Source organism: Wolbachia endosymbiont of Culex quinquefasciatus Pel (genome assembly GCF_000073005.1).
In the GTDB taxonomy this organism is placed as follows: domain Bacteria; phylum Pseudomonadota; class Alphaproteobacteria; order Rickettsiales; family Anaplasmataceae; genus Wolbachia.
The window spans coordinates 686,736-704,610 of sequence record NC_010981.1 but is presented as its reverse complement, the minus strand read 5'-3'; the positions used below and the strand labels follow the sequence as shown (position 1 = coordinate 704,610).

Genomic DNA, 17,875 nt, shown 5'->3' with positions numbered 1-17,875 from the left:
CATGTCAAAAATCGAAGAATTTCGCTCTTTTATGCACGAAATAAATGTTGATACATTTATGTTGAATACTAAAGACGAGTATTTAAATGAATATTCAAAAGAGTTAGCAGAGTTATGTGGCTTCACGGGAACAAATGGGCTACTTATCGTTACAAAGAGTAATAAGTGCCCATTTTTTACAGATGGACGCTATATCACACAAGCTCGCAGTCAGCTCGATCAGGGCAGTTTTCGAGTATATAATATACAAGAAGAGGATCCACACAAATGGGTAAAAGCAAACTTAACATTGACTACCTCACTGGGTTACTATCCGCAATATTTTACTATGAAGGACATAAGAAAATATGAAGGCATTTGTAAACTAGTACCATACTTAATTAAAAAAGATAGTAGTCATAAAGCACAAACAATAGTCTCACATGTATCTGGTGAGAGTGGTAAGGATAAATGTGAAAGAGTAGCTAAAAACATAGAGGCTGAAGCAGTGCTTCTGACTGATCCAAATTCAATTTCGTGGTTATTAAATTTAAGAAATGAAAGTTCTGAATATACTCCTTGTATATTGGGTCGTGCTATATTGTATAAAAATGCCAATGTTGATTTATTTATTCAAGATAAAGAACATTCAACTATAGAAGCAAATTTTGATAACCATATAAATGTTTTTGATATTAGTGAGCTAGAAAATTCACTACATAAGTTAAATTTGGTGGTGATAGATCCAAGCACGACTCCAATGAGCATTATGAATGCAATAGATCCCTTGTATAACCATTATTTAAATGAAAAATCAGCTTCGGTGTCATTCCAGTGCTTGACCAGAAATAAAAAAGCATGGATCCCAGTGTCAAGAACTGGGATGACAATAAGTAATGAAAGAGGTCTAATAGAAAATAAGCAGATAATTGAGAAGGAGGATCCTTGTTTGATTCACAAAGCAGTAAAAAATCAAACTGAAATAACTGGAGCTATAAGTGCGCACATCAAAGATGGAGTAGCAGTTATAAATTTTCTATATTGGCTTGAAAACAATATTGACAGTGAAATTACTGAGCTTGAAGCTGAAGAAAAAGTTTTAGAATACAGAAAAGAGCAGAATTTGTTTAAGCAACCGAGTTTTCCAACAATTTCAGCATTCAACGAGAATGGAGCAATCATTCATTACCGTGCAAGCAATAAGACAAATAAAGTCATTCAAGAAGATGGGCTGTATTTAATTGATTCTGGTGGTCAGTACCTTGATGGCACAACCGATGTTACAAGAACTATAGCAATTGGTAGTCCAACCAATGAGCAACGAGCTCACTACACAATAGTATTAAAAGCTCACATTGCGATAGCAAGTGCGGTCTTTCCTTCTGGCACTACTGGTGGAGAATTGGACATATTAGCGCGTATACATTTATGGAAATTTGGAATGGATTACATGCACGGTACAGGACATGGAGTAGGAAGTTACCTTTCGGTACACGAAGGACCGCAAGCAATATCAAGAGGAAATAAAGTGGAACTCATTCCAGGCATGATACTTTCTAACGAGCCTGGTTATTATATTCCAGGAAAGTATGGAATAAGAATTGAGAATCTGATGTATATTGAAAGGCGAGAAAACGTCTTTTTAAGCTTTAAACAATTGACCTCTGTTCCTTATGATAAAAAGCTAATAGATATACAAATGCTTACTGAAGATGAAGTTAAATGGATAAATAGCTATCACCAATTTGTTTATAAAAATATAGAAAATGGCATAAAAGATAAGGAATGGTTAAAGAGAGTATGTGAACCTTTAAAATAGTTAATTTATCATTTAATCAAGTATTAATATAGTTGTTCTTGTATTGTTTTTAATTAAAAACAATATATAATATTAGTTTCAAATAGGTGTAATTATGACAGATAAAGTGCAAGATGATGAATTTATGAAGCAGTACATGGATACTTGCAAAGAGCAAATAGAAAAATTGGCAAGCGACCCTAATTTGCTTCAACAGACCTTAAAGCCATTCATGCAAATGTCTCAGCAACTTATGGCTGGCGGTATGCTAGAAGGAAATATGCCTAGCATGATACCTGATATGGGTGGTATGGATATCAACAAGATGATTGCTCAGATGAAGGAAATGTATGATTACATAAAGAGTAATCACAAAGAGCTCATGAGAAAAGATGCTTCACAAATTCAAGAGCTTGATGATTCCAGCAGAAGATTGAGAGGCTTGGTCAAGAAATTGATAGAGAAAGTTGAAGCTAAGTAGTATTTATTCATATCAAAGAGCTATAGCAGTAGTGAGGTCTTGTTCCTCAAATTTAGTATTACCATAGAGTTAAATATAAACATAAAGGGATGAAGAGATGATTGAACTTAAAAGCCAAGAAATTTGTCCAAATGGAAATAAGAAAAATTTGATTATTTTTTTTCATGGTTGGGGTTCAAGTGGCGATAATTTCGCTCACCTTGCTAAAGTTATGAGCAAATTTTTACCCGATTCATGTTTTGTGGTACCGAATGCTCCGTTTGAGAGGGAAATAGGTGATGGTTATCAGTGGTTTAGTTTAGAGGATCGTAGTGAAGAAGCACTATATAATGGGGTGAAAAATGCTGCATCAATTGTAAATCATTTTATTGATACAAAATTAAAGGAGCTTAATTTAAAAGATACTCAGCTTTCTTTAGTTGGATTTTCTCAAGGGGCAATGCTTGCAATGCATGTAGCTCTTACCCGGCTTCAGTCTTGTGCATCGGTTATTGCATATTCTGGTAGGTTTCTTTCACCTTCAAAAATTGCACCGGAGATCAAATCAAAACCCAGCATATGTGTTATTCATGGTGACGCTGATGATGTGGTACCTTTTTCTTCCCTTGATTTAGCGGTTAAAGCTCTGAAAGAAAATGGAGTAAACGCTCAAGGATACCCAATTCATGGATTAGGCCATATTATTAATGAAGAAGGAATAAGGTTAGGGGTTGAGTTTATCAAGAAGAATTTTGGAAATTAATTTCCATGCACTTGTTTTGCTTTGGTTACGGATATGTAGCTAAATTTCTATCGAAAAAATTGCTAAATTTAGGCTGGAAAGTTAACGGTACATCAAGAAATAAAGATATACAACTTTTTGATTATGAAAAGGTTGATCAAGATCTGCTTAAAAGCGTAACACATGTTTTAGTTTCTATTCCTCCAGACGGCGATGATGTTATGGAGAGATACGGTCATTGTCTGGAGAATATTAAATGGCTTGGTTATCTGTCTGCAACTAATGTTTATGGTGACCACTGTGGTAATTGGGTGAATGAGGAATCTGAAACAAAGCCTATAGAAATTAGAGGAGAAAAGCGCCTTGAGTCTGAAAAGAAGTGGCTAAGTAGCAAATTGCCTGTACATATTTTTCGTTTGGCTGGGATATATGGTCCTGGTAGAAATGCGCTAATTGACCTGCAGCTTGGCAAAGCAAGAAATGTGAAAAAAATTTTTTCTCGTGTTCATGTTGAAGATATATCGAATATTTTATTTTCTTCCATGCAAAATATAAAGCCTTATGAGATATACAATTGTGCAGATGATTTACCTGCTACGCAATCTGAAGTGGTCACGTATGCAGCCGAGCTTCTCAATATTAGCCCTCCAGAGCCAGTTGAGATTTCTTCCGTACCAAATTACGCACGGGGTTTTTATTTAGGGTCAAAAAAAGTAAGCAATACTAAAATTAAAAAAGACCTTGGTGTCTCTCTAGTTTATCCTGATTACAAGGTGGGTTTAAAGAGTTTGTATATATTAGAATAGAGAAAATAGATTGCCAGATGCAAAAAATTTTTCTTGAATGTTCCTTGTTTTGATGTAGTACCACTAGGCATACTATTATATAGAGGTAAATATGTTCAGCACTCAATCGCTCCCGGTTGAAAATATTCTATTACATCAAGCCGCTTATAATGGTAACATAAATGAAGTTAGGTTATTACTTAATGTAAAAACTGATATCAATATCAAGGATAAAAAAGGATTTACAGCCTTGCATTTTGCTGTTTATTCAGGACATTTAGACGTAGTAAAGTTACTAATCAGTAAAGAAGCTAATATTCATGCAAGAACTACTAAAGGCAGTACAGTTTTACACTTTGCTGTTGTAGCTAAAAGCAAAGCTATAGTAGAGGAGTTAATTAAAGCGGGAGCTGATCCCAATATAAAAGACTGTACTGATGGTAAGACACCTTTACATATTGCTGCTCAAAATGGACTTGTAGAAGTTGTAAAGGTGTTACTTAATACTCAAGAAATTGAGATTGATGCTAAAGACAATGAATTTGGTATAACAGCTCTGTACTTAGCCTCTCAGAACGGACATACTGAAATAGTTGAACTATTAATTAGCACAAAAAATGCTGATGTTAACATAGTAGATAAAAAAAATAATGTCACACCCTTGTATCTAGCTGCTCAGAATGGGCATGCAGCAGTAGTTAAGTTGCTTCTTGATAATGGTGCTAAAGTCAATGGCTGTGATACCAGTATGAATCCTTTGTGTGTAGCTATTGATAATGGCCATGACGAGGTAGCTCAATTATTACTTAGTGTAGAAGGGGTGGATGTCAATATTGGCAATCAGCTTGGCAATACACCTCTACATATAGCAGCTATGAAAGGTAATGAAAAAATGGCAAGATTACTGCTAGAAAAAGGTGCTGATCCTAATATTAAAAACCTTTCAGGAGATACTTCCTTACAAGCTGCTGAATACGTAAGAAAAATTAGCTGGCATGATAATCCTCCAAATGTACAAGGAGGATTCTTCGTGTTAGTTGGCTCGAATGGAATATATTCATTTCAGCAATTTTATGAGCAAAAAAAAATTATGGAGCTTTTGGTACAACATATAAAGGACAGCAGACCTAGCTCATCAGTAGATGAAATTGACGTATCTGTTCAGCAGAGTAGCAAAATAAGATAGATGAGAAAACTAGTTTGTGACATTGGCGTCCAGTTAAATTTACATGGATTCCAGTGTCAGCTACTCGAATGACATTATGGAAGCCGTGATGACAAGGAAGGAAGCACTAGAAAGAAATGGTGTCACGCACTGGGATGACATTATGGGAACTGAGATACAAGAAAAGAAACACTGGTTTGACATGCATCTGTCTCAGTGATGTAAATTCGACTTTACCCCATTTGCAACCATCAGGGTTCTTTGACTATAGACCTAACAATTCTTTTCTAATTTCTTCTTTAATTGTATCAATAATCTTTTGATCAAGTTTATTTATTAAGGAATCATCAATACCTGTGATGTCATCTGGATTTTGTATCATTTTTTCAATAGCATCATCTATTTTTTTTACTCTTTTTTCATTAATTTCCTCAAATATAGGTTTAATTTTCACATAACCAGGAGCGCCCTTGCTATAACTTTTGCTTCTTTCGTTGATACAACCACCAGCACCATATGTTTTATTCACGTAGTTTTTACTACATTTTGTTACATCTTTATACCCAATCTCACCATTTTCTATATATGCTATTTTATTATCTTTACTAGAGTTTAGCTTGTCCCCTTTCTTAATTTCTTCTTTTAATTTTAAACTTTGTTCATGAATTATTGTATCTTTGTAATTCTTTCCCCCATAGGTTCTGTATGTACCTCCGCCTGCAACAGTAATTAAATCTTTACAAATTGTTTCTGAAGAGTCTCTGCACATTTTTATTAAAGTTGGTCCCCCATCCTTGTTAGATTTATCATTTTCTTGTCCACCACCTCCTTCTGTTACTTTTACTTTAATATATGGATAACTAGGGTTGACTCTCAGTTTAGCTTTAATGTAATCACCTGGCATTCCTAGTCTACTTACAGTAGACTGAGCTTTACCATCTATATGACCAGCTTCACCACCTCCCCATGCTTCTATTTCAACGTAATCATACATTGACAGATCATCTGTATAGCCATCTCCAAGCTCATAAAGTTTTTGATCCCTGTCTTCAATAATCTTCTTCTTATGTTTCAATTGTGCTATTATTATTTCACGTAATCTCTTTTTTAAACCCTCTAAATCGAACCTACACAATTTATCAGCATAAAAGACTTCTGTTCTATTTGCTTTAATCGGTTGATTTTTTAATTGTGTGCACTTTTGTATTTCACCTTTCTCGTTTTTTACTGTTTTACCATCCTTATCCTTGCAATCCACTTCCTCATATCTTAAGTAAAATAGTTTATCATTCTTATCTACATACTGTGTTGAGCGACTACATACTCCATCAAAGCAGAGGCAACCATCATCACCGTGATTACAGTTTTTTTCTTCATACTTTCCATCTGTTAACTCATATACTATTTTGCATTTGTCACAATTTTGTTTTGTATCTACCTCTTTATCCTTTTTTTCCATGCAGTTATCTCTAGACTTATTTTCAGCAGGAATGGAAATATATCCTTTTTTATTAAATATTATTTCATTCAGTGCATCTTGTGGCTTTGCTAAAACATCAACTAATTCAATAATTCCCCCTTTTTTGCAAGGAAAATAATAAGATTGATTTGATTCTTTCGAGTAAACAGTATTGTGTTTAGCATAGCTTGCTCTCATTGACTTCAGTGATATTAGCTCACTTCCTTTTTCAAGAACGAATTCCTCCGGTTCTGGCTGCCAACCAGAAAGGCATAGCATTTTACTTTTAGGATTTTCTTTATATTTTATTTCTACTTTTGGATATCCTGAGCCATCTAGTTTGCACTTACCATTCTGAAGCTCTTTACATTCTGTTTCAATATCGGGAACATATCCATATTTTTCTAGAACTTCAAATTGCGAATTATTTTTTAATATACCTTCTATTACGCTATCGATGTCGCTTTTACTGTTACTGCTATCAGTTGTTTTTGCCACTATTGCTGGCTTTACTACTTTTAAAGGTAGATGGCCAACATATGTAGGAGAATTTTTATTAACATAAAAAGTACAGATGCCATTACTGTGAGTTCCACGTGCGTCATAAGTACAAACGTTCTCACTCATCTTCATTTTTACTTTTAGCGTATTTTCGCCTTTACCCTCATTAGGCTTTGGTATGCTCACTTCTTCAATCTTTGGAGCAGGTGGCGCTGGGAAGCAGCGAGCAGGAAATTGTAATTTTCTTTCGGACTCTTCTTCCTCAGTACCATAGTATTCAGCGCAGAGCTGACCTTTTTTTCTATAGGTTTTGAGATAATGGATAGTATCTTTAATAGTAAATGGATAAATTGGAGTATTCTCACTATTTGAAAAACCGCGCGGAAAAGGTAGCTCCCTTCTTTCTTTCAGCTCACCAATAATGACTCCAACTCTTGGATGGAAATAATCATTTTCTTCATTTGTTATAGGAACAATTCTAACTTGTGGAGGTGACATTGCAAGTTGTTCACAAAATGGAGGGGGGCCAGGTGCAAGTGGTACAGGAGCACATTTTATCTTTTGCTTTCCTTTATTCCATGATGAACAAGTATCACAAACGTTTTCCATATCCCCTGGACGGAAAATATTTTCTCCCTGAAGCACTCTTGAAAACCATGCAGAACTACCCATACAAGCGCCTTTTTGGCTACAAGCACATATTTTAGGAGACTTAGCAAACTTCGTTTTTTCTTCATCAGTAACATTGTCTGCCCATTCCCACTCAAGACTATCTGCTATTTTTGCATTAACAGATGTTTTATCTCCTTCCCAATCAATAAACACTGCTGCAGAGACTCCACCTCCTGTATCTTGTGTACCATATATCTGGCGGCAGGATGTTCCACTAGGTAATATATAACAATTATCTTTTCCTTCATAATCACAGACTTGAATCTTTGGATTAAAATAACCATCAATTCCTTGGTCTTTTACTTGTCTTACTGTAATATATTGGTATAGCTTTTCATCAACTTTAAAACTACCTTTAGTACCAAAAGTAAAAATTGCTAAAAAACCCTCCAAAGCTTTTTTGCCTCCAGCTTCAAGTGTAGTATTACTCTCTACAAGAGGCGGACAATCAGCATATCCTTGATAAGAAAGACAAAATATCAAGGAGAATATCAATAAAAAATTAAGCTTTACATTTTTCATAGAACGCCGGTAACCACTTACTCACTTTTTCGCCTTTTTCCTTTATTGCTTCATACATATACTTTATAGTCTCTTTATTAGCTGAAAGTACATGTATTTCTTTCATATTCTTCAAATCTAGATTTAAAGTTACTAAACCTTTGTATTGCTTTATCAAAAATAAACCTTCCTGTGTTGGTGTTTGCAAAATAACATTCAGTTCCTCTTTCGACAGAGAAAATGCTTTCATGTATAACCTGTTTGCATTTATGTTCGGCATCAGGATTCTCGTATCGACATGCTTATCTAAATATTGAGTAAACTTGCTAGCAAATGCTAGGTTTAAGTTTTCAGTACTTAGAATTACTACAACATTTAACTTTGTCATTCTTTGCATCCAGTCGTCAAACTCTCCCTCTGTAGGAAAAATATTACTTATCTCCCATGCTTCATCCAAAACAAGTATTGCAGGTGAGCCATCACATTTTGCTTCGAAAGAGTATAAGAAATAGTAAAGTATCACGGACATACATTCTTTTTGCTTAGTGAGATTTGCAGTATTGAGGGATATAGTTTTTGTTCCCCAGTCAATGTCTGACTCATCACCATCTTGGAATAAGTAAGCAAATTCACCTTCACCACACCATTTACTTATTTTGCCTCCAAGAAGTAAAAGCACTTCAGAAATTTGAGAAATAGATCGCGATTCTCTTGGTATAGCAAATATAGAATCTACAATTTTTTTTGTCTTTTCTTCTACGTCTACCAAACTTGCATCTGCAACCATCCTTTTGATCAATTCAACAAGCATATTGCGATTAGAAGCACTATCTTCAATGTTCAGTGGGTTAAATTTTAGACTTTTATCTTTATATTTTGGATCAATTATGTAATATTGGCCGCTTACTGCTTTAGTAAATATTATTGATTTTCCAGTATTATCCAATATAACAATCCTAGGGTTAAATTTTCTTGATTCCGAAAGTAAGAAATTGATCAGTGAGGTTCTACCTGAATTTGGAGCTCCAAGTATTGTGGTATGACCATTATTTTTCTTTCCATGAAAGTTAAAAAAGTAAGGACTGCCTTTTTTTGAAAAAAAAACTGTTACTGCTTCTTTCCATCTTCCTCCTTTTAACGTACCTGATGTAAAATCATGCAACATAGCAAAGCTGCAAGCATATTTTTCTAATATATTTTTTGGTTGTGTAACAAAAGCAAAGTTTCCAGGAAGCTGTGCCCAAAAATGATTTTCCATGTGCAGATCAGTCCTAAACATCATCAACCCGATTAACGACATTACAGAGGATAAATCACTGATATTTTTAGCTAACCTATTCTTATCATCTGCAAAGATTGTAACAATAATTTTCTGTTGACAAAAATCCATAGCAGAAATTTTTTCAAGCTCTATTATTTCATTTATTCCTGAGTTTTGAAGTAAGGTATTGTCCTCACTGATTTGCAGTATATTAATTTGTTTTTTGAATTCTTTTACTGCTTTATTATTACTAGTAAATATTATTATTTCTGTGATGATAAGCTCAGAGTCAAGTTGCAAACACCTATCTATATTTTCTAAGGGGATTTCTCGATATTCCTTTATGCAAAAAATAGAACCAAACTTCTGTTGACCTTCAAACGATGTTTGAAATTTATTGAAACCAAAAGCTACTTTTAAATTTTTAACATGCTGCGATAGATCCCTTTCACATATTGGATAATCTTTGTGCGTTAATGTAATAATGTAATGGAGAAATTCCATCATTTGAGAATATATTTTGCCTTCACTAGACCTAAGGCCCAGTTTTTTAGCTCCAAAAGGTTCTAAATCTTTTTGAATCAGGTCAGTTATTTTTTGTAATTCTTGATGATTTTTTTGTAAAAATAACTTGTGCCTATTCTTTATCCTGCCAAAAAAAAATGCATTATTAATATGTTTGCCAAAATCACTAAGTAACACCACAATGTATAACTCATTTATATACTGTAGTTTACTATCAACTAGTTTATTAAACCACGTTGAGTGTAGCTGATCGGAAAAGTCTGAAGTTTTATTCCACTGTAAGCTCAGTTTATTGCGCTTACGGACAGTGTGAATCCAAACGGTAAAATATAAACTCTTGATATTTTTTGATATACTTTTTCTAATTTCAGTTCTAAGATCACCATAGTTATCAACTGAAGAATAGTCTTCTAATTTGATTATTTTTAATAATTCCCCCTGTTTTGTTAGTATAGTTTCTTCATCGTAGTGGCAAGCATAAGGGATAAAATCTAAATTAATACTTTCTAGTAACGCTAAATTGTTCTTTTTTTCAGAATTAGATCTAGTGGCTGGTACTTTTGGTTGCATACAATATCATGCGTATTCAATAAAAAGATAATAAAGAATCATCTATCTTACTTAATCCTTATCTTCTTTTTTGTTATTGGATTGTAACTGTATGTCCTTTGCAAAGTTGAATTTTTCTTTCAGGTAATCTGTTGCCTTTTCTGTGCTTCCAAACATCATGATCAGTACGCCAAATATTATCATGAAAAAAATTAGGCCTCTGAACACTACTGCAAGTATCACTGTAGCTATACATAACCCTATAATTGTCGAAGGATTCATATTTTCTACAGTATCTTTAACTGAAAATGAAGAAATAAGTTCTTTCAACGTTCCTGGTATATTTTTCAATTCATCACTTGCTTTGCTAGAACATGACATGAAGATAAAACTTAACAGGGCTACAATAGCAAAAACTCTACCCAATTGAATACGCATCAGCTAAATACCTTTAAGATACTCCTCAAATGTAACAATTTTTACATCAATAGGCAAGAACCGAATTCACTTGCTCACCATAAGTAACTCATATTTAACTTTTATCACCGTGTTAGCTCTTTATTATCAACAAGAGGACTCACACTAATGGATGTCAATTTACTTGACAGAAAGTTTGAACACAATTCAGCAGCAGCTGCTGTAGCAAACACCGCAGCCACCACAAACAGTCCTGCTCCTACTAATCCTGATGTCATTGCTCCTGCAACAATGCACCCTATTGCTAAGAGAGCAGAACTTGTTACAAGTGCGACGTGAAGATTTTTGTTTTTACTATTATTTTCATAATTATTGGATTGCATTGTATCTTTTACCTTACTGCCTGTCACTGAGATCACACAATGAGGCCCTTCTTCAGTCTTCTTATAATGTTTAGAAGGGGATATTCTTCCGCTTGGGCCTTTGGGCCTTGTTTTGTTCGGATGTGCTAATTTTGTTTTTCCTTCATCTTCTAGTTGCAAACTATTATCTTTCTCAGCAGGGTTTAATTTTAAGTGTACACTTTCCTCAGATGAAATGCTTGTTACTGAAGTTAAGCTGTTCCTTCTGCTACTTGATGCCAAGCTAGATGAATTTATTCCACTATCTAAGTCACTGCTACTACTGAGTTTAGAAGTATTTGCACCGCTTGGCACTTCTACAGCATTCACAGTTATATTAGGCTTTTCATTTTTTAAATCTTTACTATCAATCGAAAGATCAGATTGACTATTCAATTGTGATTGTGCGATCTCCTTTCTTGCTTGCGATTGTTTTGATGTAGGATGTGCTGAAGCACCATAATAACCTGAATTTCTCAAGGTATTGTATTTTCCAGGGGTTCCTTTTCCACTTACACCCTTAGCTAAAGAATCCTTTTCCAGAGGATTAATACCTGAATTTTTGGGAATTTCAACTTCACCAGAAAGACTTTTTTTGTTAAATAGTTCCATAGTATTATTTTGTCTATTTGCTTGATTACTTCTAAGACTTTTCTGATTTTGAATAGTGCTACTAGAATGATCTTTGTCACTACTTTTATTAGTAATCCCTGTAATCTCTAAAATTATTTCTAATATTTTTCCTCTTATTGTTGGTGATCTTTGTGATGATTTTTCTTCATTGTTAAGTACTGAAGGTTTCATTAATTCCTCTGACTCTATCACTTCTTTTTCCAATGCTGGAAGAAATTTCTTGGTGTAATAATTATAATATTTTTCTTGCTCTCTCAGTAATTTTTCTAATTTAATTAATATGTTCGGATCAGCTCCTTTGTTGAACAACTCTATGCATTTTGCGATAGTTCCATCTCCCTTTTTTAGATTTTCATGATTATGTCTTTTTTTTGTGACCTTTTTGTGTATAATTTCGTGCAACTCTTTCGTTTTTGATGCTGAAGAATTCCCTGTTTTCTCCTTTCTCTTATCTGAGATTTGTGAACTTCTGATAGGATCGCTAGTAGATGAGTAAGTATTGTTTCCTACTGCGCTATCAAATAGCACTCTTTTCTCATATGATGAATCAAACATAACATTCCTCTCATATAAATAAAATGTATGAATACCTCTTTAGCGTTAATTTTAGATTAAAACTGGGCAGTTATGCCTTATTGCGGATAATTATAGCAATTTGCTAACTATTTTTTTTGCTGATTACTGATTTTACATTTCAACATAATTGCTTGCCTGTTGAACTAACATATCTATCACTTCTTTTACAGGCTTTTCTCTATCAACCATGCCAACACTTTGACCGGCCATTAAAGATCCTGTTTCAACATCTCCATCAATTACTGCCCTTCTTAAGGCTCCAGCCCAGAACTTTTCTATTTCAAGCTGCCCATTTTCTTTTGAGATTTCTCCATTTTGATATTTATCAATAATGTCTCTTTGATGCTCCATAAAATCGTCACTTGCTTTGTTAACTATAGCCCTTACTGGAATTACAGGGAAATCAGCACTAATCTGCACAGAAGATACAGCATTACGCGCAGCTGATTTGATGAATACTTCTTTAAAATTTTTGTGAGCGATTGACTCATTCGTGCAGACAAATAATGTACCTATTTGACAGCCACTTGCTCCCATTTCTAGGTAGTTCACTATCATTTCGCCTCTTCCTATTCCACCTGCAACAAACACCGGTGTTTTCTCATTTTTAAAATGAGGTAATATCTCTTGTGCGAGAACAGAAGTGCTAACAGGACCGATATGTCCTCCTGCTTCCATACCTTCTATTATTAACGCATCTACTCCCATTTTTACTAACCTTTTCGCGAGGCTTAATGCTGGTGCAAAACACATAACTTCAATGCCCGCACTCTTGATTTTTTCTATATTAGGCTTCGTTGGTAGTCCACCTGCAAGCACTATATGGCTTACTTTCGTTTCAATGCACACATCTATCAACTCACTCAACTTTGGGTGCATAGTAATTAGATTTACACCAAATGGTTTGTTAGTTAATTTCTGTGTCTCTATGATTTCTTTTTTCAGTAAGTCTGGAAACATTGCACCACATGCAATTACACCAAAACCACCGGCATTTGAGATTGCTGAAACTAAATTTCTCTCTGAAACCCAGCTCATAGCGCCACCCATTATGGCAAACTCACTACCGAGAAAATTTGTTCCTTTTTTCCAGAGGCTACTTAACATATAACCTATATCATACGTTTAAAAATGTTTTGTTTATCTATAAATGTGTGTTTTAAAGCACCAATTATATGCAAGGCTATAAAGAGTATCATAAAATATGCAAGTATCGAGTGTAACTGATTAGCTGCACTAGCTAGATCTGCATTATGGTTAATTAATAAAGGGATATGAAAAAAATATTTGATCTCTTTGCTAGAAGCAGAAGACATGACATAACCAGATAGTGGCATTAGCACCATCAAAGCATATAAACCAAAGTGTATCGTTTTGCTCGCATTGATTACAAATCGAGAAAAATTGGCTGGTAATGGCGGAACATAAGTAAAGACGCGAAAAAATATACGTACTATAATTAATCCAAGAACGGTGATACCACAAGCCTTATGAACAGCGTATATGCTGAATTTAATTTCACTGCTAATCGGCAAATTTTTCATGTATAGTCCAGAACAAAGCATGCCAATAATAAAAGCAGACATTAACCAATGAATGATCCTTAAACCTAAACTATATTTATTGTCTTTCATTAATTTTGATTACTCTAAAGTAGAATTTATATAGTAGAAAAACTATTTCTCAATCAAAATTATCTATACATAATTTCGCTGCCTTGATCAACATAAGTGCAATAATTGTATGTGACACATAAACATTGTCTATCAGATCATGAAGAAGTGGTGAAGTTTTTGAGAGTTTTTCTATTGTAACGATGAGTTATAGCTTGTACAAGAAGCCTATTGACTTTAAGCACATTTTACCCTATACAATTCCAATACCTTAAGCTACCAAAGCATGCCTGATCTAAAGACAATGATGCTAAATTTTGGTCCTCAGCACCCAGCTGCACATGGGGTGCTACGACTTGTTTTAGAGATGGATGGTGAAGTGATCGAGAGAGCAGACCCCCATATTGGGCTTTTGCACCGTGGCACTGAAAAATTGATAGAACATAAAACATATCTTCAAGCTCTGCCTTATTTTGACCGCCTTGATTATGTGTCGCCAATGTCACAAGAGCATGCATATTCGTTGTGTGTAGAGAAATTGTTGCAATGTGAAATTCCAATTAGAGCAAAATATTTGCGTGTTTTGTTTTGTGAGCTGACAAGAATACTAAATCATTTACTAAATATCTCTTCTCAAGCACTTGATGTTGGGGCGATGACTCCTCTTTTATGGCTCTTTGAAGAGAGAGAAAAAATACTCGAGTTCTATGAAAGGGCCTCAGGTGCAAGATTTCACGCAGCTTATATAAGGCCAGGTGGACTTGCAGCAGATATCCCAGAAGGTTTGATTGAAGATATTGCAAAATTTATAGAGCAATTTCCAAAGTATATAGATGATGTTGATGAACTTTTAACGGAAAATAGGATATGGAAGCAACGCACTGTAGGAATTAGTGAAATATCAATAAAACAGGCGCTTGATTGGGGCTTTAGTGGACCAATGCTCCGTGCTGCTGGACTTGCTTGGGACTTGCGAAAAAGCCAGCCATATGAGATATATGATCAGTTAGATTTTGATATACCTATCGGCCAAAATGGTGACTGTTATGATCGTTATTTAGTAAGAATGGCAGAGATTAGGCAGTCTGTTAGCTTGGTGAAGCAATGCATAGAGAAAATGCCTGAAGGGCCAATAAAAACTGAAGATAGAAAAATTTCTCCACCGCCAAGAGCAGAAATGAAAGAATCCATGGAGGCTATGATTCATCATTTTAAGCTTTATTCAGAAGGATATCATGTGCCAGAAGGTGAGGCTTATGTGGCTGTTGAAGCACCAAAAGGCGAGTTTGGAGTATATATAGTTTCAGATGGTACCAATAGACCTTATAGATGTCGAATAAGAGCACCTGGCTTTGCGCATTTACAGGCCTTAGATTTCATGGCAAAAGGACACATGCTTGCTGACATTGCAGCAATTATCGGTTCACTCGACATAGTCTTTGGTGAGATTGATAGGTAATTATTGTAAAATAGTAACTCAACTAATGGTCAATACATCCTCTATTAAAAACTGCACAAATTCATTGCCATTCCAGTAATTCATAGAGATTTTACCCAAAATGGCTTTAACATTACCCTGCATAATAGCAGAGCCAAGCTCAGTATTTGCACAGCGAAACGCAATAGCTTTGACCATAACATTATCGTCAGCAATAAAACATTTTATATGGTCAACTCCTATAACTTCCGGCTTTCTTATCTTTGCTCCTTGAATGATGAATCTCGGTTCAGGATTGCCAGCTCCAAATGGCTCTAAGCGCTGCAGTTGATTCCAAAGGGATAAGTTTATTGCTTTAGCTGTTACTATACCATCAGCTTTTATGATTTTGTCATTTGTAGAGTTTGCAAATCTTTCAGTAAAGAAATCATGTAGATCACTTATTTTATCTTCCTTAATCGAAAATCCTGCTGCCATACTGTGACCACCACCTTCAATGATTAGGTTGGTAAATTTTGCAGAAAGAACCGCAGCACCAATATCTACCCCAGAAATTGATCTGCAGCTTGCTTTTCCTATTCCATTATTTAAAGATATTACTATCGTTGGTAAGTGAAATTGCTCCTTTAGTCTTGATGCAATGATACCAATTATTCCCTGGTGCCAATTACCACTTACCATTATAAAATTTACACCTAAGTGGGCAAAATTTTCCGCTTGTGTTGTGGCTTCCAAAATAGCCTCATTTTCTAGCATTTTTCTTGCATTATTCAAATCTATTAGTTTTAGCGCGATTGAATGTGCATCATCATCATCATCGGTGGAAAGCAACCTTGCACCGAGCGATGCTTCTCCAATTCTTCCTCCGGCATTTATACATGGCCCAATACTAAACCCTAATCGTGAAACACTTGGTTTTTCAAGGATTCCCAAAGCGTCAAACAAAACACGTAAGCCAACATTTTTTCTTGCTGACATAACTTTTAATCCTTGTAAAACAAAAGCCCTATTTAGGCCTGTAATCTGCATAACATCGCAAACAGTTCCAAGAGCAACCAAATCCAGTAGATCAAATAAATCTGGTTCTTTTTTGTTGGTAAAAAATCCTTGCTCACGTAGGATTCTGTTAAGAGCAACAATTAGCAGAAATGACACTCCAACTGCTGCTAAGTTATTATAAGGAGAGCTCTCATCAAGGCGGTTGGGATTAACAACTGCTACAGCACTTGGTAATTTTTCTGTTCCAAGGTGATGGTCGACAACTATAATATCAAGTCCAAAGACTTTTGCATCTTCTATTGGTTGATATGCAAGCGTACCGCAATCAACAGAAATACATAAATCAATACCATTCTTTTTAAGTTGTAATAAAGCATCTGTGTTCAATCCATAGCCCTCATCAACACGATCTGGAATATAGATTATAGAGTGTGTCCCAATCGCTCTTAGGTACCTATTAATCAATGCTGATGACGTTGCACCATCAACATCGTAATCACCAAATATTGCAATATTCTCATTATTGTTTATTGCTTTTATTATGTGAGAAACAGCTTTATCCATATCAAGGAGGTGAAAGGGATCTGGTAATAGCGATCTGATTAGTGGGTGTAAGAAGTCATGTGCATTTTCTATGTTAACACCACGAGCAACTAATATTCTTGCTAATATTTCTGGCAACTCAAATCTCTGTATAAGAGTAAAAATCTCCCTTTGATCTGCTTCTTGTAACTTCCACAGTGCATTTGTTATGCTGCGTTTTTCAATATCAAGTAGCATATTTTTTGTAAATAAAACTACTTTACCAGAACTTTTACGCTTGTTCTATAATTGTGTTAGACTTCTGTATAACCTAAAGAAAGATATAGGAGAGTGTCACTCGAAAGGAATCACATTTATTTTGACAAAGAGCATCTGTAAAATCTGATACTTCTTCTTGCATAACATGCTCTTTAATTAGTATTATATCTATATTAGCATATAAGTGTGAATATTATATTAGTGTAATTACTTTTTGGTATACATAACAAATTTATGCCTGGAAACAGTTTTTGGTTACTCAAACCTTTTCTACCTTTATTTCATATTCTTTAAAGTATTTTTTGCACTTTCTTTATAAAAACCATAGGTACCAATCGGTTTTTAGCTTAAGAATAAAGGTTAAGTATCTGGAATTCTGGACATAAAATCCTCCTGAAAGATTAGAAAGAAAATGCAGCGCACATACAACAGAATTTGAACACGTGCTGAAGAAGATACACTACGTTTTTTTTTGAAAAATTGACTGAAAAGTCTGCAGACGAAGATAGATTTTTGAGCTCTTAAAATACCTCTACTGTTAGAGTAAGGAAAGCGAGAAGGTTTGTCAAGCAATCTTTATTGGCTGTTGTACTAGAATTC

The 17,875-nt window shown here is 34.7% G+C and carries 13 protein-coding genes; 6 read left to right on the top strand and 7 right to left on the bottom strand.

Translation table 11 applies throughout. The features are described from left to right. Position 1 precedes the first annotated feature (1 nt). The 5 genes from WP_RS03180 to WP_RS03160 all read left to right on the top strand — a co-directional run bounded on the left by WP_RS03180 (position 2) and on the right by WP_RS03160 (position 4,950). On the top strand, positions 2-1,798 hold the full coding sequence (locus tag WP_RS03180; protein ID WP_012481871.1) for an aminopeptidase P family protein: 1,797 nt from the start codon (positions 2-4) through the stop codon (positions 1,796-1,798). Positions 1,799-1,892: 94 nt separating this feature from the next. Beyond that, on the top strand, positions 1,893-2,258 hold the full coding sequence (locus tag WP_RS03175) for a hypothetical protein (RefSeq protein ID WP_006014880.1): 366 nt from the start codon (positions 1,893-1,895) through the stop codon (positions 2,256-2,258). A 97-nt stretch (positions 2,259-2,355) separates the two neighbouring features. Next, a complete protein-coding gene (locus WP_RS03170; RefSeq protein WP_007302063.1) occupies positions 2,356-3,000 on the top strand; it encodes an alpha/beta hydrolase in 645 nt (214 codons plus the stop codon). A gap of 5 nt (positions 3,001-3,005) precedes the next feature. Then, positions 3,006-3,785 carry an SDR family oxidoreductase gene (locus WP_RS03165; RefSeq protein ID WP_007302062.1) on the top strand — a complete coding sequence of 260 codons (780 nt, stop codon included), beginning with the start codon at positions 3,006-3,008 and terminating at the stop codon, positions 3,783-3,785. A 91-nt stretch (positions 3,786-3,876) separates the two neighbouring features. Further along, on the top strand, positions 3,877-4,950 hold the full coding sequence (locus WP_RS03160) for an ankyrin repeat domain-containing protein (protein ID WP_007302061.1): 1,074 nt from the start codon (positions 3,877-3,879) through the stop codon (positions 4,948-4,950). Positions 4,951-5,194: 244 nt separating this feature from the next. Here the strand turns inward: WP_RS03160 and WP_RS03155 are convergent, their stop codons facing one another. From WP_RS03155 to WP_RS03130, 6 genes are all read right to left on the bottom strand, one after another. Then, the gene (locus WP_RS03155) at positions 5,195-8,083 is read right to left on the bottom strand and encodes a hypothetical protein (RefSeq protein WP_007302060.1); all 2,889 of its coding nucleotides are present in this window, start codon (positions 8,081-8,083) and stop codon (positions 5,195-5,197) included. Continuing rightward, positions 8,064-10,418, bottom strand: a complete 2,355-nt coding sequence (locus WP_RS03150) for a VirB4 family type IV secretion/conjugal transfer ATPase (RefSeq protein ID WP_007302059.1) — start codon at positions 10,416-10,418, stop codon at positions 8,064-8,066. The genes WP_RS03155 and WP_RS03150 overlap by 20 nt, the downstream gene beginning before the upstream one ends. Before the next feature lie 51 nt (positions 10,419-10,469). After that, on the bottom strand, positions 10,470-10,835 hold the full coding sequence (locus tag WP_RS03145) for a hypothetical protein (protein WP_007302058.1): 366 nt from the start codon (positions 10,833-10,835) through the stop codon (positions 10,470-10,472). Between the two features lie 104 nt (positions 10,836-10,939). Further along, positions 10,940-12,403 carry a hypothetical protein gene (locus WP_RS03140; RefSeq protein WP_007302057.1) on the bottom strand — a complete coding sequence of 488 codons (1,464 nt, stop codon included), beginning with the start codon at positions 12,401-12,403 and terminating at the stop codon, positions 10,940-10,942. Positions 12,404-12,535: 132 nt separating this feature from the next. After that, the gene (locus WP_RS03135; RefSeq protein WP_007302056.1) at positions 12,536-13,531 is read right to left on the bottom strand and encodes an NAD(P)H-dependent flavin oxidoreductase; all 996 of its coding nucleotides are present in this window, start codon (positions 13,529-13,531) and stop codon (positions 12,536-12,538) included. A 5-nt stretch (positions 13,532-13,536) separates the two neighbouring features. Then, the gene (locus WP_RS03130; RefSeq protein ID WP_007302055.1) at positions 13,537-14,058 is read right to left on the bottom strand and encodes a cytochrome b; all 522 of its coding nucleotides are present in this window, start codon (positions 14,056-14,058) and stop codon (positions 13,537-13,539) included. Positions 14,059-14,323: 265 nt separating this feature from the next. On the opposite strand from WP_RS03130, the gene WP_RS03125 reads away from it, so the two are divergent. After that, a complete protein-coding gene (locus WP_RS03125; protein WP_007302054.1) occupies positions 14,324-15,496 on the top strand; it encodes an NADH-quinone oxidoreductase subunit D in 1,173 nt (390 codons plus the stop codon). A gap of 18 nt (positions 15,497-15,514) precedes the next feature. Here WP_RS03125 and recJ read toward each other — a convergent pair whose 3' ends face one another. Then, positions 15,515-17,254, bottom strand: a complete 1,740-nt coding sequence (gene recJ, locus WP_RS03120; RefSeq protein ID WP_007302053.1) for a single-stranded-DNA-specific exonuclease RecJ — start codon at positions 17,252-17,254, stop codon at positions 15,515-15,517. Between the last annotated feature and the right edge of the window lie 621 nt (positions 17,255-17,875).